General features: G+C 72.3%; 12 protein-coding genes. 9 read left to right on the top strand and 3 right to left on the bottom strand.

All coding sequences use genetic code 11. The features are described from left to right. The first annotated feature begins 107 nt into the window (after window positions 1–107). From ACWGO0_RS30220 to moeZ, 5 genes are all read left to right on the top strand, one after another. Window positions 108–1,913 carry a DUF3492 domain-containing protein gene (locus ACWGO0_RS30220; protein ID WP_453542008.1) on the top strand — a complete coding sequence of 602 codons (1,806 nt, stop codon included), beginning with the start codon at window positions 108–110 and terminating at the stop codon, window positions 1,911–1,913. A gap of 34 nt (window positions 1,914–1,947) precedes the next feature. Next, the gene (locus ACWGO0_RS30215; protein ID WP_453542005.1) at window positions 1,948–3,384 is read left to right on the top strand and encodes a hypothetical protein; all 1,437 of its coding nucleotides are present in this window, start codon (window positions 1,948–1,950) and stop codon (window positions 3,382–3,384) included. Between the two features lie 147 nt (window positions 3,385–3,531). Continuing rightward, window positions 3,532–4,497, top strand: a complete 966-nt coding sequence (locus ACWGO0_RS30210; RefSeq protein WP_453542002.1) for an NAD-dependent epimerase/dehydratase family protein — start codon at window positions 3,532–3,534, stop codon at window positions 4,495–4,497. Continuing rightward, window positions 4,485–5,318, top strand: a complete 834-nt coding sequence (locus tag ACWGO0_RS30205; protein ID WP_453541999.1) for a spherulation-specific family 4 protein — start codon at window positions 4,485–4,487, stop codon at window positions 5,316–5,318. The genes ACWGO0_RS30210 and ACWGO0_RS30205 overlap by 13 nt, the downstream gene beginning before the upstream one ends. A gap of 85 nt (window positions 5,319–5,403) precedes the next feature. After that, complete coding sequence (gene moeZ / locus ACWGO0_RS30200) at window positions 5,404–6,582, top strand: adenylyltransferase/sulfurtransferase MoeZ (protein ID WP_453541996.1); 1,179 nt, start codon at window positions 5,404–5,406, stop codon at window positions 6,580–6,582. A 69-nt stretch (window positions 6,583–6,651) separates the two neighbouring features. Here the strand turns inward: moeZ and ACWGO0_RS30195 are convergent, their stop codons facing one another. The 3 genes from ACWGO0_RS30195 to ACWGO0_RS30185 form a co-directional block, all read right to left on the bottom strand. After that, window positions 6,652–8,226 (bottom strand): alpha/beta hydrolase, encoded by a 1,575-nt coding sequence (locus ACWGO0_RS30195; RefSeq protein ID WP_453541993.1) that lies wholly within the window; start codon window positions 8,224–8,226, stop codon window positions 6,652–6,654. A 140-nt stretch (window positions 8,227–8,366) separates the two neighbouring features. Next, complete coding sequence (locus ACWGO0_RS30190) at window positions 8,367–9,965, bottom strand: alpha/beta hydrolase (RefSeq protein ID WP_453541990.1); 1,599 nt, start codon at window positions 9,963–9,965, stop codon at window positions 8,367–8,369. Window positions 9,966–10,109: 144 nt separating this feature from the next. Then, window positions 10,110–12,854 (bottom strand): lysylphosphatidylglycerol synthase transmembrane domain-containing protein, encoded by a 2,745-nt coding sequence (locus ACWGO0_RS30185; RefSeq protein WP_453541987.1) that lies wholly within the window; start codon window positions 12,852–12,854, stop codon window positions 10,110–10,112. 221 nt (window positions 12,855–13,075) lie between these two features. Here ACWGO0_RS30185 and ACWGO0_RS30180 point away from each other — a divergent pair, with 221 nt between their 5' ends. From ACWGO0_RS30180 to ACWGO0_RS30165, 4 genes are all read left to right on the top strand, one after another. Then, a complete protein-coding gene (locus tag ACWGO0_RS30180) occupies window positions 13,076–13,486 on the top strand; it encodes an MGMT family protein (RefSeq protein ID WP_453542035.1) in 411 nt (136 codons plus the stop codon). Window positions 13,487–13,754: 268 nt separating this feature from the next. Further along, complete coding sequence (locus ACWGO0_RS30175) at window positions 13,755–17,123, top strand: ATP-dependent helicase (RefSeq protein WP_453541984.1); 3,369 nt, start codon at window positions 13,755–13,757, stop codon at window positions 17,121–17,123. Window positions 17,124–17,184: 61 nt separating this feature from the next. Next, complete coding sequence (locus tag ACWGO0_RS30170; protein WP_453541982.1) at window positions 17,185–20,640, top strand: UvrD-helicase domain-containing protein; 3,456 nt, start codon at window positions 17,185–17,187, stop codon at window positions 20,638–20,640. A 10-nt stretch (window positions 20,641–20,650) separates the two neighbouring features. After that, on the top strand, window positions 20,651–22,045 hold the full coding sequence (locus tag ACWGO0_RS30165) for a dipeptidase (protein WP_453541979.1): 1,395 nt from the start codon (window positions 20,651–20,653) through the stop codon (window positions 22,043–22,045). Window positions 22,046–22,055 lie beyond the last annotated feature (10 nt).

Below are 22,055 nucleotides of genomic sequence, written 5' to 3'. Positions count from 1 at the left end.
CGACGGACAACCGTCCGTCGCGCCACCGGCGTATCCGCTTACGGTCGTCCCGCTGCGAGTCGCCGTTCCAACGGCGGCCGTCCACAAGGGAGATCGGGGGTGTACTCGTGCGGATCGGACTCCTCACCGACGGTGGTTATCCGTATGCGACCGGTGAGTCCAGACTCTGGTGCGACCGGCTGGTGCGCGGTCTTCCCCAGCACGAGTTCGACCTCTTCGCGCTCAGCCGCTCCGCCCACCAGGAGGAACAGGGCTGGGTCAGACTGCCGCCCCAGATCAGCCGGGTGCGTACGGCCCCCCTGTGGACCACCGACGACGACGCGCTGCGAGGCAGCGTTCCGCGGGGGCTGCTCACCAGGATCGTGACCGGCAACGGACGCTCCTACGGGCTCCGCGAACGCCGGCGCTTCACGGCGCACCTGACGGCGCTCGCCACCACCGTCTGCGCCGCCGACGACAGCGGTACGGGCGCCGCAGCCGACGCGGGAGCGGGCAGCGCGGCCGGCGCACGCTTCACGGAAGCCCTGTACGGGCTCGCCGAACTGGCCAGGGAGCGCGGCGGACTGCACACCGCGCTGCGTTCCGAGACCACCGTGCGCATCCTCGAATCGGCCTGCCGCGCACGGGGCACCGGGCGCACCGTCCAGACCGCCACGGTGCCTGATCTCCTCACCTTCGCCGCCGAACTGGAGCGGGTGCTGCGCCCCCTCTCCCTCGACTGGTACGACGAGGAGAGCCTCGGCGCCGTCGACCTCTGCCATGCGGCGTCGGGAGGCGCGGCAGCCCTGCCCGGGCTGCTGGCCAAACGCTTCTTCGGAGTGCCGCTGCTGGTCACGGAGCACGGTGTGCACCTGCGGTCGCACTATCTCGCCACCTCCGGCGAGCCGTTCACCGCGCCGGTGCGCACGCTGCTCGCCAACTTCCACGGACAGCTCGCCGCCGAGGTCTACCGCCAGGCCGCGATCATCACCCCCGGCAACACGCACGTACGCCGCTGGCAGGAGCGGTGCGGCGCCGACCGCGCCAGGCTGCGCACGGTCTACCCGGGCATGGCGGCGGAGCGCTTCCGGAGTGTGGGGGAGAGCGAGGACGGCAGTGGCCCCGACACGCTGGTGTGGGTCGGCCGGATCGAGCCCGCCAAGGACCTGATCGCCCTGCTGCACGCCTTCGCCGACGTACGCAGAGCCGAACCGGACGCCCGGCTCCGGATCTTCGGCGCACCTGCACAGGGGGGCGAGGGCGATGCGTACCTCGCGACCTGCCGGGCCCTCGCCGCCCAGCTCTTCCCCGACGAGGCCACGGGCGCACACGCCGTGGGCGACAACCCGGTGTCGTTCGAGGAGATCGGCGGCCCCGACGTCCCCGACCTCGCCGAGGCGTACGCGGCGGGCGGCGTCATCGTCCTGTCCAGCGTCGTCGAAGGCTTTCCCATCAGTCTCGTCGAGGCGATGTTCTGCGGCCGGGCCACCGTCTCCACGGACGTGGGCGCCGTCGTCGAGGTCATCGGGGGCACGGGGCTCGTGGTGCCTCCGCGCAATCCGCGGGCGCTCGCAGATGCCTGCATCGCGCTGCTGCGCGACCCCGAGCGCCGCGCACGCCTCGGCGCCGCGGCGCGCGCCAGGGCGCTCGAACTCTTCACCGTCGAACAGAACCTTGCGGCATTTCGCGGCATTTACCTGGAGCTGATCTCGCGCTCCCCGGCATGGCGGGAAGCCGACGCGGTGGACGCCGACGGCGAACCGCGCCCCTTCGCCACTCCGCCCGAGGCCCATGTGCTCGGTCACTGGACGGGCCGGCAGCCCCCCGCCGCCGTACCGCCGGCAGGACCGGGTGCCGCCCGGCTGCCGAGCTGGGCGGCCGAGCCCGAGGGCGTGTGCGCCGCTGTCGCCGGGGCGGGGGACGGCGATGGGTGACGACAAGATCGGACATGACGACGGAGGACCCCTGATGGGCCGACGAACGACCGAAGCCCTGGACGCACCTGTCGCGCCGCGCGCCGACGGAGGCTGGGACCCCCGCTCCGATGCCCTGGTCAACGAGACCTCGGTCCCGGACCTCACGGAGATCTCCGCACCGCCGTGGGGCCTTCCGGAGGGCTCCTCCCCGGTGCTGGACCCGGATCCCGAATCGGACTCCGGTCCCGAGGCGTCGCCCGATCCCGCCGGCGACGCGGATGCGGACGAGGGGCAGCCGGAAGCCACCGAACTCCCCGGAGCCGACTCACCCCCCGCCCCGGTCCCGCTGCACCGGGCGCCCGAGGTCGCCCCCGTCGGGGCCACCGTGCGCAAACCCGTTGCGCGGCGCGGGCCCGCAGACCCCGTGAAATCGCTCATGCACCGGCACCGCGAGCTCTGCGAGAGAGCCGTCGATCCGCTGGAGATCGCCGCAGGACTGGAGGCCCACGGACTCACCGACCGCACCGCCGCCCGCTATCGCCACCGTGATGTCTTCTCGCTCGCCGAGGAGCTGTACGCCCGCGTCCCCGGCATCGTTGGCGAGCCCGACGCGCCGCCGCCCCCGCGCGCCGGGCGCGACACGGACGCGCGGGCGGGCTGGACGCTGCTCGTGCTGCTTCCGGGCGCCGCCTGTCTCGCGACCGTGGGCGTGCTCCGGGTCACCGAAGGGGCGCTCGACGGGGGCGTCAGGTCCGTGGTGACCGGCGCCGGAGTGGTCCTCGCCCTTCTCGGGCTGCGGCTCGTTCTGCGCCGCGGGCCCCTGCGCGCCGAGAGCCGTCCCGTAGGGGCGGCCACGGTCTACAGCTGCTGGCTCCTCGGCTACGCCATGTACGGCGAGGGTCTGCTCGCCCAGGTCATGAGCGGTGGCCCGGACGGCGGTTGGGCCGGTGACCCCGCCCCTCTGCTCGGCCTCGCGCTCGCCGTCGCCCCCGCCGCCTGGTGCGCGCACCTCTTCTCCGTACACGCACACCGCAAACTCGCCGGCAGCCGCGCACTGGAGGAGTTCGGCGCAGGAGTGCGCCCCGTGCTCCTCGGAGTCCTCCTGCTCTTCCTCTGCGCGCTCCTCGTCCTGCTCTCCCTCGCAGCTCTCGCGTACGGGGGAGGCGGCGTGCCCCTCGCGGCGACCGCGCTCGGAGTCCTGCTCTTCCTGGCCCGGCTGCTCACCGTCCACGGCTTCCCCGAGCCGGCCACCACCGGCCTCGCCGCCGCCTGCGCCGTCGAAGTGGCGGCCCCCGCCCTGATCCTGGCCGGGCGCCTGCCCGGCCTCGACTCCCTCGCCCGGCCCGTCGACGCCTTCGTCGCGGCGGCCGGCACCGCCGCCGTACCTGCCCTCGCCTGTGGCGCGGCGGCCCTCGGGCTGCTGATCCACGCCGCAGTCGCCCTCTCCAGGGCATCCGCTCACGCCGTGGCGCGAGCGGAAACGAGGTGACACCGATCCACCGCTTCACCTCCGCGGAGCCGACGCCGCGGGTCCTTCACCCACCGCACATATCGACCAAAGCCCCAAGGAGAAACCGGATATGAACCCCCGATCCCCCGCACCGGCAGCCCGCCGTCGGCACTCTGGGGGCGCACGATGAGGGTGCTGCTGCTCGGAGCCAACGGATTCCTCGGCCGTTTCGTCGCCGACCGCCTGCTCGCCGACCCGGCCGTCCACCTCACGGCCCTCGGCCGGGGCGACGACGCCGACGTACGGTTCGATCTCGCGGGCGGCAGCCCCGGAGCGCTCACCCGCTTCCTGGACGCCGTCCACCCCGGAGTCGTCGTCAACTGCGCGGGTGCCACCCGTGGCGGCGCCCGCGACCTGACCCGCCACAACACCGTCGCCGTCGCCACCGTCTGCGAGGCCCTGCGCCGGAGCGGCTGTGGCGCCCGGCTCGTCCAGGTCGGCTGCTCCGCCGAGTACGGGCCCTCGCAGCCCGGCTCCTCGACCGCCGAGGACGCCATCCCCCGCCCCGGCGGCCCGTACGGGGTCAGCAAACTCGCCGCCACCGAACTCGTCCTCGGCTCCGACCTCGACGCGGTCGTGCTGCGGGTCTTCTCACCCGTGGGTCCCGGCACCCCCGCAGGATCCCCGCTCGGCCGCCTCGCCGAGGCGATGCGCCGTGCCATGCAGTCGGGCGACGGTGAACTCAAGCTCAGCGGACTGGGCGTGCAGCGCGACTTCGTCGATGTGCGTGACGTGGCGCGCGCCGTGCACGCAGCCTCCCTCTCCGCCGCGCAGGGCGTTGTCAACATCGGTACGGGCCGGGCCGTCCGGCTCCGCGACGCCGCCGCCGTCCTCGCCCGGGTCGCCGGTTACGCGGGCGCCCTCCACGAACTGGACGCACCCCCGCCCAGGCTCCCGATCGGCGCCCCCCGCGCCTCCGTCGAGACCGTCGTCGAACACCTCTCGGCGACCCCGTCCCCCTACCCGGACGGCTGCGGCGCCTGGCAGCAGGCCGATGTCCGCACCGCCCGCGACCGGCTCGGCTGGCGCCCCCGGATCAACCTGGAGGAGTCCCTCGCGGACATCTGGATGGAGGCGGCGTGCCGCATCTGACCACCAGCGGTACGGCCCGGCGGACCAACGGCGGCGAACAGCTCGGATTCGGCATCCCCGGCTACGCACACCCGCTGCTCGCCCCCACCGAATGGGCCGAACTGACCCGGCCGGGCACGCCGCTGCACTGGGCGGTCCTCAACATCGGCAACGGGCCCGGCGCCCGGCCCGACCCGCACTGTCTGGAGGCCGCGGGCCGGCTCCGTAACGCCAGGGAACGCGCCCTGCGCGGCGAGGCCCCCGACGACACCGTCCGGGCCGCGGGGGGCAGGCTGCTCGGCCACCTCGACCTGGCCATGGGCGACCGGCCCTTCGACGAGATCGTCGCCGACGCCCGGTCCTTCCTCGCCTGGTACCGGGTCAGCGGCTTCTACCTCGACCGGTGTCCCGTCGAACGCGCCGGCCTCCCGGCGGTCAGGAGGCTCACGAGCACGCTCTCCTCCCTCCTGGCGGACAGCGACAGCGCGGACGGGGGCGGCAGGCTCGTCCTGGGGCACGACACCCACCCGTACCCGGGTTACGCGGAGACGGCCGACCAACTCGTCACCTTCCGCGGCGCGTGGACCGACTACCGCTGGTCGCAGGTGGCGGAGTGGACCGCCGCCTACCCGCCCGGCCGCTTCGCGCACTTCGTGCACGGCGTCCCGCGCACCCACCTTGAGGAGGCCATGCGCATCGCCCGCTGGCAGGGCGCTGGGACGATCTTCTTCACGGACCGGACGGCCCACGCCCATGAAGGCGGACAAACCGATCCATTCACGGCGCTGCCCAGTTACTGGGACGAAATCGTCTCGCGCATCGGACCGGGTATCTCGGAATGAGAGGGGGCGTGGCAGTGTTACGGCAAGAACAACCGTACGTAGTTGAAGTACGTAAAAACCGACCACCTGCATTGTTGAGGTTCCTGTGTCGCTGCCACCCTTGGTCGAGCCAGCTGCTGAGCTCACCGTCGACGAGGTCCGCAGGTACTCCCGCCACCTGATCATCCCGGATGTCGGGATGGACGGACAGAAGCGGCTGAAGAACGCGAAGGTGCTGTGTGTCGGCGCCGGCGGCCTCGGCTCGCCGGCTCTGATGTACCTGGCCGCGGCCGGTGTCGGCACGCTCGGCATCGTGGAGTTCGACGAGGTCGACGAGTCGAACCTGCAGCGCCAGATCATTCACAGCCAGGCCGACATCGGCCGGTCCAAGGCCCAGTCCGCCAAGGACTCGGTCCTGGGCATCAACCCGTACGTGAAGGTCGTCCTCCACGAAGAGCGGCTCGAAGCCGACAACGTGATGGACATCTTCGCCCAGTACGACCTGATCGTGGACGGCACGGACAACTTCGCCACCCGCTATCTCGTCAACGACGCGGCCGTACTGCTGAACAAGCCGTACGTCTGGGGCTCGATCTACCGCTTCGACGGCCAGGCGTCCGTCTTCTGGTCCGAGCACGGTCCCTGCTACCGCTGCCTCTACCCGGAGCCGCCGCCCCCCGGCATGGTTCCCTCCTGCGCCGAGGGCGGTGTCCTGGGCGTGCTCTGCGCGTCCATCGGCTCCATCCAGGTCAACGAGGCCATCAAGCTGCTCGCCGGTATCGGTGACCCGCTCGTCGGCCGGCTGATGATCTACGACGCGCTGGAGATGCAGTACCGCCAGGTGAAGGTCCGCAAGGATCCGGACTGCGCGGTCTGCGGCGAGAACCCGACCGTCACCGAGCTCATCGACTACGAGGCCTTCTGCGGCGTCGTGTCCGAGGAGGCCCAGGAGGCGGCGCTCGGCTCCACGATCACTCCCAAGCAGCTCAAGGAGTGGATCGACGGGGACGAGAAGATCGAGATCATCGACGTTCGCGAGCCGAACGAGTACGAGATCGTCTCGATCCCGGGTGCCAAGCTGATCCCGAAGAACGAGTTCCTGATGGGCAGCGCCCTTCAGGACCTCCCGCAGGACAGGCGCATCGTCCTGCACTGCAAGACCGGTGTCCGCAGCGCCGAGGTCCTCGCGGTCCTCAAGTCGGCGGGCTTCGCCGACGCGGTGCACGTGGGCGGCGGCGTGATCGGCTGGGTCCACCAGATCGAACCCGAGAAGCCGGTCTACTAGACCCGCGGCAGTACGAGAAGGGGCCGGTTCGCGCGTTCGCGGACCGGCCCCTTCTCGTATGCGTCGCCGCTACGAGCAGGTCTTGCCGTCCGCCGGGACCTCGCCGTCCAGGAAGTAGTCGTCGACCGTAGACGTCACGCACGCGCTCTCGCCGTACGCGCCGTGCCCCTCACCCTTGTTGGTGATCATGACGCCGACGCCCTTGCCCAGCTCGTCCGCCATCTTCTGGGCGCCCTCGTACGGCGTGGCCGGGTCACCGGTCGTGCCTATGACGAGGATCGGACCCGCACCCGGGGCGCTCGCCTCCGGGGTGTCGTGCTCACCGTCGACCGGCCACTGCGCACACCAGCCGGCGGTGTCCCAGGCGAGGAACGGCCCGAAGACCGGCGACAGCTTCCGGAACTCCGGCAGCAGCGCCCTGGCCTCGTCCACCGTCGGCCGGGACTTGGTGTCGGCACAGGAGATGGCGCGCTGCGAATGGCTCTGGGTGTCGTAACGCCCGTCCTCGTCACGGCCGTTGTACGCGTCGGCGAGCTGGAGCAGCCCGTTCCCCGTGCCGCTCTTCTCCGCCTCGTCCAGCGCTGCGGTCAGCGAGGGCCAGCTGCTCTCGGAGTAGAGCGGTGTCACGATGCCGGTGATGGCCAGCGACTCATTGAGCCTGCGCCCCGAATCGGTGGGCAGTGGACTGCCGTCGATCCGCTGGAGCAGCCGCGCTATCCGCTGGGTGCCCGCCTTCGGGTCCTGGCCGCGGCCCTTCAGGTAGTTCTCCAGCGCCCGCTGGAAGCCCGTCGCCTGATTCCGGGCGTGCCCCACCCCGTCGGCCGTCGGGTCGACGACCGCGTCCAGGACGGTCCGTCCCACGTTCTTCGGGAACAGGTGGGCGTACGTCGCGCCGAGCTCCGTACCGTAGGAGACACCGAAGTAGGAGAGCTTGTCGTCGCCGAGGACCTGGCGGATCAGGTCCATGTCGCGGGCCGCGTTCGACGTACCGACGTGCGGGAGCAGGGTGCCGGAGCGGCGCTCGCAGCCCGCACCGAAGGCCGCGCCGTCGTTGACGAAGGCGGCTTCCTCACTGGCGGTGTCCGGCGTCATGTCGACGGTACGGTTGGTGGTGTCCTGCTCCTTGTCGGTGCGGCACCTGACCCCGGCGCTCCCGGCGACCCCGCGCGGATCGAAACCCACCAGGTCGTAACGGGAGTTGAGCTTCTCGTACGAGGGAGCGGCGCGCGGCAGGATGTCGACGCCCGAACCGCCGGGCCCGCCGAAGTTGAAGAGCATCGAACCGAGCCGCTCGCCCCGGTCCCTTGCCTCCCGGCGGATCAGGGCGATCCCTATTGTCTCGCCGGCCGGCTTCGCGTAGTCCAGGGGCACGTCGACCGTGGCGCACTTCCACCCGGAGCCGGGGGCGGTGCCGCCATCGGGCGCCTTGCAGCGCTTCCAGTCAGGGCGCTGGGAAGTGAGCGAGGCGGGCAGTCCGGGCGAGCCCGGCGCACCCTTGCCGGAGGCCGATGGGGTGGGGCGCCCTATGACCGTATCCGTAGGCTCCGGTTCCGTGCCGACGTCACATCCCGCGAGCACCCCCGTCGCCAGCAGAGCCGCCCCGGCCAGGGCGACGGCCCGACGAATCCGTCCGTGTACGCGCATGGTGCGTTCCCTCCCCGATGCCCGGCGGCGTGGGAACGCGCGGCGGGCGGTACACATGTGCGGCCATGCTAATCGGCACCACTGACAGCCCGTCGGCCGGTCAGCCCGTCAGCCCGTCGGCCGGTCAGTCCCTCGGCCGGTCAACCGCAGACGGTGCCCGAGGCCGGGACCTTGCCGTTCAGCAGATAGCCGTCCACGGCCTTCTGCACACAGGCGTTGCCGCTGTTGTACGCGCCGTGGCCCTCGCCCTTGTACGTGATCTCGATCCCGACACCCTTGCCCAGTTCGGCCGCCATCGCCTTCGCGCCCTCGTACGGCGTGGCCGGGTCACCGGTGTTGCCGATGACGAGGATCGGGGCCGCTCCCGGGGCGCTGACGTCCGGGGTCTCCCAGGCACCCGCGACCGGCCATCCGGCGCAGCCCATCAGCCCCCACCCCAGGTAGTCACCGAAGACGGGGGACGCCTCGCGGAACTCCGGGAGCGCCGCCTGGGTCTGCGCCAGGGTGAACCGCTCCTTGGAGTCGGCGCAGCTGATCGCGGCGTTGGCGGCGTTGGAGTTGTCGTAACGGCCGTCCTGGGCCCGTCCGTTCAGTGAGTCGGCCAGCGCCAGGAGCAGTCCGCCGTTGCCGCCGTCCGCCTCGTCGAGGCCCTGTTCGAGAAGGGGCCACGTCTCCTGGGAGTAGAGGGAGGAGGCGATGCCGGTGGTGGCCAGGGTCTGCGTCAGCTGCCGGTCGCCGAGCCCCTCGATCGGCTCCTTGTCCAACTGGTCGAGGAACTCGGAGATCCACGCCTCGACCTCCTTGCCGGTGGCGCCGGGGAGCGAGCAGTCGTCGCGCTCCGCGCAGTCCGCCGTGAAGTTGTCCAGAGCGAGCTGGAAGCCCTCGGTCTGCCCGAGAGAGGACTGCTTCGAGTTCTCGGTCGGATCGACCACCGCGTCCAGGACCGCCCGGCCGACCTTCTTGGGGAACAGATGGGCGTAGACGCCGCCCAGTTCGGTGCCGTACGAGATGCCGAAGTAGTACAGCTTGTCGTCGCCGAGCACCTCGCGCATCAGATCCATGTCGCGGGCGGCGTTCGTCGTACCGACGTAGGGCAGTTCGGAGCCCGAGTTCTTCTCGCAGTCCGCGACGTACGACTCCTGGCCGTCGACGAACATCTTCACCTCGGCCTCGTCGTCCGGGGTGGCGTCCTGCGCGTACAGCTCGTCGAGCTGTGCGTCGTCGGAACACTCGACGCCCTCGCTGCGGCCGACCCCGCGCGGGTCGAAGCTCACCAGGTCGTAGCGGGTGCGGAGCTTGTCGTAGTCGGTTCCGAAGGACGGCAGGGTGGCGACACCGGAGGCACCCGGGCCGCCGAAGTTGAAGATGAGGGAGCCGATCCGCTGGTCCTGGTTCCTGGCCCTGCCCCGTACGAGAGCCAGCTCGATCGTCTCGCCGTCCGGCTTCGCGTAGTCGAGGGGGGCGTCCATGAACGCGCACTCCCAGGCCGCGCCGCCGGGCAGCGGGGAGGGTGTGTCGCCGCCGCCCTGGGCCGCACTCGGGGCCGGACAGGGTTTCCAGTCGAGCTTCTGGGAAGACAGCTCCGCCGCTGTCGAAGCGGGAGAGGCGGTCGAGGCCGGTGAGGGCTTCGACCGCTCCGAGCTGTCGCTGTCACCACTGTCCGAGCAGGCTGCCAGGGGCAGCAGCACGGTGGCGGTGGCGACGAGGGCGGCGGCGCGAAGGGCGGGGGAAGTCCTCATGAGCTCATCGTGCTGCGGGGCGCGGGGGAGCGCGCGGGGCGCGGTCCATGCGGGTGGTGGAGGCCGTTACCGCCTGCCCCGCACCGTACGCCTCAGCCGGCGCCCCGCCCCGTACGCCTCACATGCCGGCCCGCACCGTACGCCTCAGAGCTCGCCCTTGCGGGTCAGCTGGTTGAAGCAGAGCCAGCCGGGAAGCACCGGCAGCCACAGCGTCATCACGCGGTACAGCAGCACGGCGGGCGCAGCGACCTCCGACGGCAGACCCACCGCGATCAGCCCGAAGGTCAGCGCGGGCTCGACCGCGCCCATACCGCCCGGGGTCGGCGCCGCCGAACCCAGCGCGTTACCGGCGAGGAAGACCACCGCGATGCTCGCGTAGCTGAGCTGGGGCACATCGGGGCCGCTGAAGGCCCGGATCGAGGCGTCCAGGCAGAGCACGAACAGGCCGGTCAGCAGCACCATGCCGCCGATGCCGGTGAGCAGCTTCTGCGGGCGCTGCACCACATCGAGCATGCGCGGTACGACTCCGGCGAACAGCGACCGCACCCGTGTCACCACGAACTTCCGCAGGAACGGAATCGCCGTCACCACCAGCACCAGCACCGCGACCGTCAGCAGCCCGGCGATCACCGTCCTGGACGGAGTGAGCGAGTCCGGGGTCCGCTCCGTACCGGTCACATAGCCGAACAGAGCCAGCAGCAGGATGTGGCAGCCCAGGCCGAACAGCTGGGAGGCGCCGACACTCGCGACGGCGAGCCCGGGGCGTACCCCGGCGCGCTGGAGGAAGCGCGTGTTCAGCGCCACGCCGCCGACCGCGGCCGGGGCGACGATCTTCACGAACGACCCCGCGACCTGCGCCAGCACCGTCTTGCCGAACGGCACCCGCTCCGGCACGAAGCCCAGCAGGCTCATCGCGGCGGCGATGTAGCTGAGGGCCGAGAAGCCCAGCGCGGCGGCCACCCAGCCCCACTCGGCCTGTTCGACGACCGTGCCGAAGTCGGCCTCGGTGACCTGCGAGATCACGAAGTACGCGGCGATCGAACCGGCGATGAAGCTGAGCAGGGTGCGCGGCTTGATGCGTTCCAGCTGGACCGGCTCGACCGGTGCCTGCGGCCGGATCAGCAGCACCTCGCGGCGGATCTGGGCGAGCAGATCCTCCTCGCGGGCCTCGTCGAGCGCGTCGTCGATCGCCCGCTTCTCCGCCTGCTTCTCGGTACGCAGGGACTTCCGGGCCGACTTGCGGTCGCCGTTGCCCGCCGGCTCGGCCTCGGGCTCCTTGGCGTGCCTGGCCGCCTGCGAAGCCTCCAGCACGGCCTCGCGCTCTCGCTGCGAGCGCTCGCGGGCGATCCTGCGCAGCGTCGCCCGGGTGGAGCGGCTGAGCGCGATCGGCTGGAGCAGCGGCAGACAGTCGGCGACGGCGTCCGGGCCGAGTACGGCGAGCGCACCGGCCACGGCCCTCTCCGCGCCCACGCGCAGGCCGGTGGTGGTGAGCAGCTGGGCGACGTCCATCCGCAGGACAAGGTCACCGGCCGCGATCTCGCCGCCCCGGAGATCGGTGACGAACACCTTGCCGGAACGATCCACCAGAATCGCGTCGCCCGTGAGTCTGCGGTGGGCGATGCGCCGCGACTGGAGGGCCTTCACCTGACGCCAGGCACCCCGCACCAGGTCGTCGGTGATCTCGTCGTCCTCCATCGCGTCCAGCGACCGGCCGCCGATGTGCTCGTACACGAGCATCACCGCGTCGGGGCCCAGCTCGGAGGTGGCGATCAGCTTGGGCGCGTTGGCGCCGGCGGCGATCGCCGCGTACGCGAGCAGCGCCTCCTGCTCCAGTGCCTGACGCAGCGACTGGATGGAGCGGCGCTGGGTGATGCCGCGCAGGGTGAGTCTGCGCCAGGCCCGGTAGAAGAACCCCTGGGCCTGCTGTTCGCGGTCGACGACGGTCACATCGAGAGGTGGGCCGTCCTCCAGGGTGACCAGATAGCGGCGACCGCGGTCGTTGTGATCGGCGTTGTCCGGGGCGTCGTCGGCGCGCATCGCAGCGACCGGGCGGAAGCCGACGTGGCGCAGGCCGGCCATCAGGTGCTGGCCGGTCGGGCGGACATTGGGCGAGCCGACCGCGTACACCGTCCCGTACGCCACGGTCCAGCCGATGAGCACGGTGAGGATGATGGAGAACGGTGTGGTGTAGCCGCCCACCAGCATCGCGAAGGCGTCCAGGAGCAGCACCACCCACAGCACGACCCGCCAGCGCGGCCTTCGTGCCATCCCGACCGCCGTCATATAGGCGATGACGGGAGCGAGGTAGCCGTGCACCGGATCGGTGAGCGCGTCCCCCGGCTGGGGCTGGGTCAGGGCGTCCTGGATGGTGCCGGGGGCGGAGCGGGCCACCCAGAGATCGGTGGCGAGGGTGACACCGTGGGCCAGCACGGCGGCGAGCACACCGTCCGCGATGCGCAGCCCGTCACGTTTGACGAGGCGCTCGATGGCGAAGGCGACCGGTACGAGCAGCACGGCGATGCTGGAGACCAGTCCGGCGATCTTGATCAGCAGGTCGGGGGCCTGGTCCGTGCCCTTGGTGATGTCGTCTTCCAGGCCCGTGGTGGTGCCCTGGGCGAACGCGGCGATGCCGAACAGCACGATGATCGCGAGGACCCCGATGAGGAGCCGCATGAGGTCGGCCGGACGGTGCACCCGGGCGGGCAGCAGCGGTTCGTCGCCCGAGACGCGGTCGGTCAGCCCCTCGCTCGCGGTCGAGAGGGTCGACCCGGAGAGGACGTCGGGTTCGGCTCCCGGGGCGTCATCCGATTCGTGTTCCGCGTCCGGGGCGTCCGGGGAGTCCGGGCGGGACTCGGCATCAGAGGCGTCCGCCGCCTTCGGTGGCTGCACGCCCTGCTCCTTCGTCGCCTCTGATTGGTCTTCGTGTTCTCGTATCACCGGTCACCGCCCGCATGATGGTGGCACGGCCTTCGGACAGAGGGGGGCATCAGGGTGCATCGCACGGGCGCGCGAAGCGCAAGATACGCCCCTTTGCCTGCACGCGCACGCTGTGTCACGGAGAGAGCACGGCCGTGGACGCACTGTCGGTGGCGTACGGCAGGATGTGCCGGATGAGCGAGAACCGGACCAGCGGTGGCGGCGACGGGCCGATGAGCCCGGCCCTGCCGGAGTACGCGGAGCGTGTCCTCGACGTCGCCGACCTGATCCCGTCCGGCCGCGTCATGACGTACGGGGACATCGCGGAATGGCTCGGCGAAGGCGGACCGCGGCAGGTCGGCCGGGTGATGGCGCTGTACGGCTCCGCGGTGCCCTGGTGGCGGGTGGTGCGGTCCGACGGCGCTCTGCTTCCCGGCCACGAGCTGCGGGCCCTGGACCACTACCGCGAGGAGAGCACCCCGCTGCGCGAGGCTCCGCGCAGTGCGGAGGGACACCTTCCGCGGCTCGACATGAAGCGTGCGAGGTGGGACGGCGGCACGGGCGCGACCGGTGGGGGCGACGGGGGCGAGGAAGCTCACATCTGACAGCTTCGGCCATCCGCCCGTTCCGCGGGCGGCGCCGGGCCCGCAACGGGCGCGCGTCGGGTCCACGGTGCGCGGCGCGGACCGGAGGGGCCGGACACGTGACGAGGGACGCAACGGACTCGCTGCGTCCTGGGCCGCCGCTGGCGTAGCGTCGTTCACGCGCGGCACGCTCCGCCCTCTCATCGTCCGTACAAGAAGCACCCGTACAAGAAGCACCCGTACACGCAGCACCCGTACACCAGTACACCCACCAGGACCGGCGACCCACGTGAGCTCCTCCTCTTCCACCCGGCACAGTCCGCACCGCCAGGCCAGGCGGCGGACCCCGGGTGCGTACCGACTGGTGCGTACGCCGCCGGGCTCCGTGGGTCCCCCTCTCCTGGACGCGGCGCAACGCGCCGTGGTTGACCACAGGGGAGGGCCGCTTCTGGTCCTCGCGGGACCCGGTACGGGCAAGACCACGACCCTCGTCGAGGCCGTCGCGGCCAAGGTGTCCACCGGGACCGATCCCGCACGCATCCTCGTCCTCACCTTCAGCCGCAAGGCGGCGGTGGAACTCCGCGACCGGATGGCGGCCCGCCTCGGCGCGGCCCGGGGACCGCAGGCCACCACCTTCCACTCCTACTGTTACGCACTCGTCCGCGCCCACCAGGACGCCGATCTGTTCGCCGATCCGCTGCGGCTGCTCTCGGGCCCCGAACAGGACGTGACCGTCCGTGAACTGCTCGCGGGCCAGGTCGACCTGGAGGGGCAGGGCCTCGCCCATGTGCGCTGGCCCGACGAGCTGCGGGCCTGTCTGACCACGCGCGGCTTCGCCGACGAGGTCCGGGCGGTGCTGGCGCGCAGCCGGGAGCTCGGCCTCGGTCCGGATGCCCTCGCCGCCTTCGCGCAGCGCACGGGCCGGCCGGACTGGAGCGCCGCCGCGCAGTTCCTCGCCGAGTACCTGGACGTCCTGGACGCACAGGGGGTCCTGGACTACGCGGAGCTGGTTCACCGGGCGGTGCTGCTCGCGGAGCGCCCCGAGGTGTCGGCCCTGCTCGCGGAGCGGTACGACGCGGTGTTCGTCGACGAGTACCAGGACACGGACCCGTCCCAGGTACGGCTGCTGCGCGCGCTGGCCGGGAACCGGGGGAGCCTCCCGGGCGCCGGCGGTGGCCGGACCCTGGTGGCGTTCGGCGACCCGGACCAGTCGATCTACACCTTCCGGGGCGCCGATGTGAACGGCATTCTCGACTTCCCGGACGCCTTCCCGCGCGCCGACGGAGCGCCCGCGCCCGTAACCGTCCTCACCACTTCGCGCCGCTCCGGGGACGTACTGCTCGAAGCCACCCGGCTGCTCACCCGCCGGATGCCGCTCACCAGGCTGCCCTCCGAGAAGGTGCGCGCCCACCGCGAGCTCACCGCGGCCCGGAAGGGCGGCCGGGTGGAGGCGTACACCTATCCGACCGCGTCGGCGGAGCTCGACAACATCGCGGACCTGCTGCGCCGCGCGCACCTGGAGGACGGTGTGCCGTGGAACGAGATGGCGGTGCTGGTACGGGCCGGAGGCCGCTCGATCCCCTCCGTGCGCCGTACCCTCACGTCCGCCGGCGTGCCCCTGGAGGTGGACGGCGACGACCTGCCCCTGCGCCACGAACCCGCGGTCGCGCCGCTCCTGACGGCGCTGCGCACGGTCGCGACGGCCGCGCTGAACGGGACGGTGCCCACGACTCCGGCGGACGGGACCCCTGTCGACGGTCCGCCGGACACCGCCGACCTGCCGCCCTGGCTCGACACCGAGACCGCCCTCACCCTCCTCACCTCGCCCCTCGGCTCCATGGACGCCGCCGACCTGCGCCGCCTCGGCCGCGCCCTGCGCGACGAGGAGCGCGCCGCCGGGAACCGCGTACCGCCGCCCTCCGGTGAGCTGCTGGCCCGGGCGCTCGCCGAGCCCGAACGCCTGGTCGCGCACGACCCCGCGTACGCCCGGGGCGCCCAGCGCCTCGGCGCCCTCCTGCGCAGGGCGCGCGAACTCCTCGAAGGCGGCGGCACCGCCGAGGAAGCGCTCTGGGTGCTGTGGGACGGCACTCCGTGGCCCGGCCGGCTCGAACGGTCCGCCCTGCGCGGCGGCGCCGCCGGCCGCAACGCGGACCGGGACCTCGACGCCGTCTGCGCCCTCTTCGACACCGCGGCACGCGCCGAGGAGCGCACCGGAGGGCGCGGCGCGCTCAACTTCCTGGAGGAGATCGACGCCCAGGACATCGCCGCCGACACCCTCTCCAGACGAGTGGTGCGACCCGACGCCGTACGCCTCATGACGGCGCACCGCTCCAAGGGCCTGGAGTGGCGCCTCGTCGTCGTCGCCGGTGTGCAGGAGGGGCTCTGGCCCGACCTGCGCCGCCGTGGATCACTCCTCGAAGCGGACCGGATCGGCCGCGACGGCCTCGCCGAACCCCTCACCCCGGGCGCGCTCCTCGCCGAGGAGCGCAGGCTCTTCTACGTCGCCGCGACCCGTGCCAGGGACCGGCTCGTCGTCACGGCGGTCAAGGCCCCGGCCGACGACGGCGACCAGCCGTCCCGCTTCCTCACCGAGCTCGGCGAGGAGCCCCGGGACGTCACCGGACGCCCGCGCCGCCCCCTGGCCGTCGCCGCGCTCGTCGCCGAGCTCCGCGCCACCACCGTCGACCCCGCCGCCTCCGGCACCCTGCGCGAAGCCGCGGCCCACCGGCTCGCCCGCCTCGCCGCGCTGACCGACGAGGAGGGCCAGCCGCTCGTCCCGGCGGCCCACCCGTACCGCTGGTGGGGCCTGGACGAGCCGACCCGCTCAGCCGTCCCGCTGCGCGACCGGGACCACCCCGTGGCCCTGTCCGGCAGCGCACTCGACCAGCTGGCCAACACCTGCGCGCTCCAGTGGTTCCTGGGCCGTGAGGTGAAGGCCGACGCACCGGCGACCGCCGCCCAGGGCTTCGGCAACGTCGTCCACGTACTGGCGGACGAGGTCGCCTCCGGCCGTACCCCCGCCGACCTGGCCGTCCTGATGGAGCGCCTGGACTCCGTCTGGAACGGGCTGGCCTTCGACGCGCCCTGGAAGTCCCAGCAGGAGAAGGAACACGCACGCGCCGCGCTCGAACGCTTCCTGAGCTGGCACGTCATGGACCGCACCGGCCGAACCCCAGCCGCGAGCGAGCACGATTTCGACGTCACGCTCGACGCGGGGGAGTACGCGGTACGCATCCGGGGCTCCATGGACCGCGTCGAACAGGACGCCGAAGGCCGGGCGTACGTCGTCGACTTCAAGACCGGGAAGGCGTCGCCGACCAGGGACGAGGTGGCCGCCCACCCGCAGCTCGCGGTGTACCAGCTGGCCGTCCGGGAAGGCGCGCTCGACGAGGTCTTCGACGGGCACCGGCCGGAATCCGGCGGCGCCGAACTCGTACAGCTGCGTCAGCCCGCCCCCAAGAAGGAGGGCGGCGACGCCCTTCCCCGGGTGCAGGCCCAGGAACCCCTGTCCGGCGAGTGGGTATCCGATCTGCTGGCGACGGCGGCGGGGCGGGTCCTGGACGAACGGTTCACACCCTCGACGGGCCAGCACTGCACGCACTGCACGTTCCGCGCCTCGTGCAGCGCCCAGCCGGAGGGCCGCCAGGTTCTGGAGTGACCACCAGGTCGCACGAGCCGGGCGCCGCACGTTGTCAGTGGGTCCGGTTAGCCTCTCTGGAGTGTCCTCACGTATCAGCGATCCCGAGGAGCTCAAGGAGCTTCTCGGGATTCCGTTCACCCCGGAGCAGACGGCCTGCATCACAGCGCCGCCCGCCCCGCAGGTGATCGTGGCCGGAGCCGGCTCCGGGAAGACCACGGTGATGGCGGCGCGCGTGGTGTGGCTGGTGGGCACCGGCCAGGTCGCCCCCGAGCAGGTCCTCGGACTCACCTTCACGAACAAGGCGGCGGGCGAGCTCGCCGAGCGGGTCCGCAAGGCCCTGGTGGCCGCCGGAGTCACCGACCCGGACGCCATCGACCCGGACAACCCTCCCGGTGAACCGAGCATCTCGACGTACCACGCGTTCGCCGGCCGTCTGCTCACCGAGCACGGGCTGCGGATCGGCCTCGAACCCACCACGCGCCTCCTCGCCGACGCCACCCGCTACCAGCTCGCCGCCCGCGTGCTGCGCGAGGCGCCCGGCCCCTACCCGGCGCTGACCCGGTCGTTCCCCACCCTGGTCAGCGATCTGCTGGCGCTCGACGCCGAGCTCGCCGAACATCTCGTACGCCCCGAACAGCTCGCGGAGTACGACACCGAACTGCTGCGCACGCTCGAAACGGCCAAGCTCACCAACGCCGAGCTGCGCAAGCTCCCCGAAGCCGCCGAGGCCCGCCGGGAGCTGCTCGGCCTGACCATGCGCTACCGGGCGGCCAAACGCAGCCGTGACCTCCTCGACTTCGGAGACCAGATCGCGCTCTCCGCCGAGCTGGCCCTCACCCGGCCCGAGGTCGGTGCCATCCTGCGCGAGGAGTTCCGGGTCGTCCTGCTCGACGAGTACCAGGACACGTCCGTCGCCCAGCGGCTCCTGCTCTCCGCGCTGTTCGGCGGCCACGAGGAGGGTGCGGCGGGCCACGCCGTGACCGCCGTGGGCGACCCGTGCCAGGCGATCTACGGCTGGCGCGGCGCCTCCGTGGCGAACCTCGACGACTTCCCGGTCCACTTCCCGCACCCCGACGGCACCCCCGCCACCCGCTACTCGCTCAGCGAGAACCGGCGCAGCGGCGGCCGTCTCCTCCACCTGGCCAACGGCCTCGCCGACCCGCTGCGCGCCATGCACGAGGGCGTCGAGGCGCTGCGCCCCGCCCCCGGCGCCGAGCACGACGGCACCGTCCGCTGCGCCCTGCTCCGCACCCACACCGAGGAGATCGCGTGGCTCGCCGACTCGATCGCCCATCTTGTGGCGACGGGGAGGGCGCCCGGCGAGATCGCCGTCCTGTGCCGCACCGCCGGTGACTTCGCCGAGATCCAGGCAGCCCTGGTCGACCGTGACATCCCGGTCGAGGTCGTCGGCCTGTCCGGGCTGCTGCACCTCCCCGAGGTCGCCGACCTCGTCGCCGTCTGCGAGGTCCTCCAGGACCCGGGGGCCAACGCCTCCCTGGTCCGGCTCCTCACCGGGCCGCGCTGGCGGATCGGCCCCCGCGACCTCGCCCTCCTCGGCCGCCGGGCCCGCCTCCTCGTGCACCGTGCCTCCCACGACGACGGGGACGCCGACCCCGACCGGCGGCTCGCCGAGGCCGTCGAAGGCATCGACCCCGCCGAGGTGATCTCCCTCGCCGACGCCCTCGACACCTTCCTGGAATCGGGCGGCACCGAGGACGACGGCCTGCCGTTCTCCGCAGAGGCCCGCATCCGCTTCGCCCGGCTCGCCGCCGAACTGCGCGACCTGCGCCGTTCCCTGGCCGACCCGCTCATGGACGTGCTGCACCGCGTCCTCGCCACCACCGGCCTCGAAGTCGAACTCTCCGCGTCACCGCAGGCCCTGGCCGCACGCCGCCGAGAGACCCTGAGCAATTTCCTGGACATAGCGGCAGGATTCGCCTCGGTCGACGGCGAGGCCACACTCCTCGCCTTCCTCGGCTACCTGCGCACGGCCGCGCAGTACGAGAAGGGGCTCGACAACGCCCTGCCGGGCGGCGAGAACACGGTCAAGGTCCTGACCGCGCACAAGTCCAAGGGCCTCGAATGGGACGTCGTCGCGGTGCCGGGCCTGGTCTCCGGCCAGTTCCCCAGCGGCCAGACCCGGGACTCCTGGACCTCCCAGTCCAAGGTCCTGCCGCACGCCCTGCGCGGTGACACGGCCACGCTCCCGGTCGTCCACTCCTGGGACGCCAGGGGGCTCAAGGCGTTCAAGGAGGAGATGAAGGAGCATCAGCACACCGAGGAGCTCCGCCTCGGGTACGTCACCTTCACGCGCCCGCGCACGCTGCTGCTCGGCTCCGGCCACTGGTGGGGGCCGTCCCAGAAGAAGACGCGCGGTCCCTCCGACTTCCTGGACGCGCTGTACGAGCACTGCGCCGCCGGGTACGGCGACATCGAGGTCTGGGCCGACGAACCGGCCGAGGACGAGGAGAACCCCGCCCTCCAGGAGAAGGACGCCGACCAGGCATGGCCGCTGCCGCTGGACGAGACGGCGATGGCCCGCCGCCGCGCCGCCAGGGACACGGTGCTGGCCCACCTGGAAGCACTGGCAGCCGTCGGCCCCGTACCGGACGTGTACGACGCCCGGCAGCTGGAGTCCGGCGGGCACGAGGAGCCGGACGCCCCCTACGACGACCCGTACCCGGACGGCGAGCCGTACCCGGACGAGCCCGCGGACTGGGACACCCTCGCCACCGAACCCCCCGCCACCGCACCGGTAGCGCCACCACCCCCGGAATCCGCCCCGCACGTCCGGCACGCCCCGCACGTCCCGGCGGCCCGTGCCCCCGTGGACCTCACCCCCGAGGACTCCCGCACCCTCGCCTCCTGGGACCGCGATCTCGAAGCCCTGGCCGGGGAGCTGCGCCGTGCCCGCGCCACCGTGCGCGACGTGATGGTCCCCGCCTCCCTCTCCGCCACCCAACTGCTGCGCCTCGCCGAGGACCCCGACGGCTTCGCCCAGGAGCTCGCCCGCCCCATGCCACGCCCGCCCCAGCCGGCCGCCCGCAGGGGCACCCGCTTCCACGCCTGGGTGGAGTCCCGCTACGAGGAACTGCCGCTGCCCATGCTCGGCCCCGACGAGCTCCCCGGCGGCGAGGGGAGCGACGCCGAGATCGCCGACGAGCAGGACCTCGCGGAGCTCAAGGAGGCGTTCGAGCGCACGGAGTACGCCCGCCGCACCCCGTACCGCGTCGAGACGCCCTTCCAGATAAGCCTCGCGGGCCGGGTGATCCGCGGCCGGATCGACGCGGTCTACCGCACGGGTGACACGTACGAGATCGTCGACTGGAAGACCAGCCGCAACAGGACCGCGGACCCGCTCCAGCTCGCCGTCTACCGCCTCGCCTGGGCGGAGCTCCACGAGCTCCCGCTCGACTCGGTCACGGCCACCTTCCTCTACGTACGCAGCGGAGAGACCGTCCACCCCAAGAACCTGCCGGGCCGTGCCGGGCTGGAACGCATCCTCCTGGACGAGCCACTCCCGCAGGCCCGATAGGCTCAACGCCATGAGCGACACCCCGGACAGCGCCGTCCGTACGTACATAGACACGCACCGCGCGGCCTTCCTCGAGGACCTCGCCGCCTGGCTGCGCATCCCGTCCGTCTCCGCCCAGCCGGAGCACGACGGAGACGTACGCAACAGCGCCGAGTGGCTGTCGGCCAAGCTCCTGGAGACCGGCTTCCCTGTCGCCGAGATCTGGGAGACGCCCGGCGCACCCGCCGTCTTCGCCGAGTGGCCGAGCGACGACCCGGACGCCCCGACGGTCCTCGTGTACGGACACCACGACGTGCAGCCCGCGGCTCGCGAGGACGGCTGGCACACCGACCCGTTCGAACCGGTGATCCGCGACGGCAGGATGTACGGACGCGGGGCGGCCGACGACAAGGGCCAGGTGTTCTTCCACACCCTCGGCGTCAGGGCCCACCTCGCCGCCACCGGCCGCTCAGCCCCCGCCGTCCACCTCAAGCTCCTCATCGAGGGCGAGGAGGAGTCCGGCTCCCCGAACTTCCGCGCCCTCGCCGAGCAGCACGCCGACCGCCTCGCGGCCGACGCGGTGATCGTCTCCGACACCGGTATGTGGGACGAGACGACCCCGACCGTCTGCACCGGCATGCGCGGCCTCGCCGAGTGCGAGATCGAGCTGTACGGCCCCGGCCAGGACATCCACTCCGGATCGTTCGGCGGCGCGGTCCCCAACCCGGCGACGGCCGTCGCCCGTCTCGTGGCGGCGCTGCACGACGCGGACGGCCGCGTCACGGTTCCCGGCTTCTACGACGGCGTGGCCGAACTCACCGACACCGAGCGGGCCCTCTTCGCCGAGCTGCCCTTCGACGAGGAGACCTGGCTGCGCACGGCCAAGTCGCAGGCCGCATCGGGCGAGGCCGGCTACTCCACCCTGGAGCGGATCTGGGCCCGTCCCACCGCCGAGGTCAACGGCATCGGCGGCGGCTACCAGGGCGCCGGCAGCAAGACGATCATTCCGTCGTCCGCCCTGGTGAAGCTCAGCTTCCGACTGGTCGCGGGCCAGCACCCGGACCACATCGAGCAGTCCGTACGGAAATGGGCCGAGGAGCGGATCCCGCAGGGCATCCGCCACCGCATCACCTTCCTGCCCGCCACCCGGCCCTGTCTGACACCGCTGGACCACCCCGCGCTCCAAGCGGTGGCCCGCGCGATGGGCCGGGCCTTCGGGAAGAAGATCCTCTTCACCCGTGAGGGGGGTTCGGGACCCGCGGCCGACCTCCAGGACGTGCTGGGCGTCCCTGTCCTCTTCCTGGGCATTTCCGTACCGTCCGACGGCTGGCACGCCCCCGACGAGAAGGTCGAGATCGATCTCCTTCTCAAGGGTGTGGAGACCGCCGCCCATCTGTGGGGCGAGCTGGCCGCGGCACTCCGCTGAGACCTCATGG

This window comes from Streptomyces sp. NPDC055749 (assembly GCF_053617235.1).
The sequence above is the reverse complement of the archived record's forward strand: the minus strand, read 5'-3'. Positions and strand labels throughout refer to the sequence as shown.

Excerpts from the sequence above, each read along its gene's own strand:
- ACWGO0_RS30215 (WP_453542005.1), top strand. The coding sequence starts at position 1,948 with ATGGGCCGACGAACGACCGAAGCCCTGGACGCACCTGTCGCGCCGCGC.
- ACWGO0_RS30210 (WP_453542002.1), top strand. The coding sequence starts at position 3,532 with ATGAGGGTGCTGCTGCTCGGAGCCAACGGATTCCTCGGCCGTTTCGTC.
- ACWGO0_RS30195 (WP_453541993.1), bottom strand. The coding sequence starts at position 8,226 with ATGCGCGTACACGGACGGATTCGTCGGGCCGTCGCCCTGGCCGGGGCG.
- ACWGO0_RS30190 (WP_453541990.1), bottom strand. The coding sequence starts at position 9,965 with ATGAGGACTTCCCCCGCCCTTCGCGCCGCCGCCCTCGTCGCCACCGCC.
- ACWGO0_RS30180 (WP_453542035.1), top strand. The coding sequence starts at position 13,076 with ATGAGCGAGAACCGGACCAGCGGTGGCGGCGACGGGCCGATGAGCCCG.
- ACWGO0_RS30165 (WP_453541979.1), top strand. The coding sequence starts at position 20,651 with ATGAGCGACACCCCGGACAGCGCCGTCCGTACGTACATAGACACGCAC.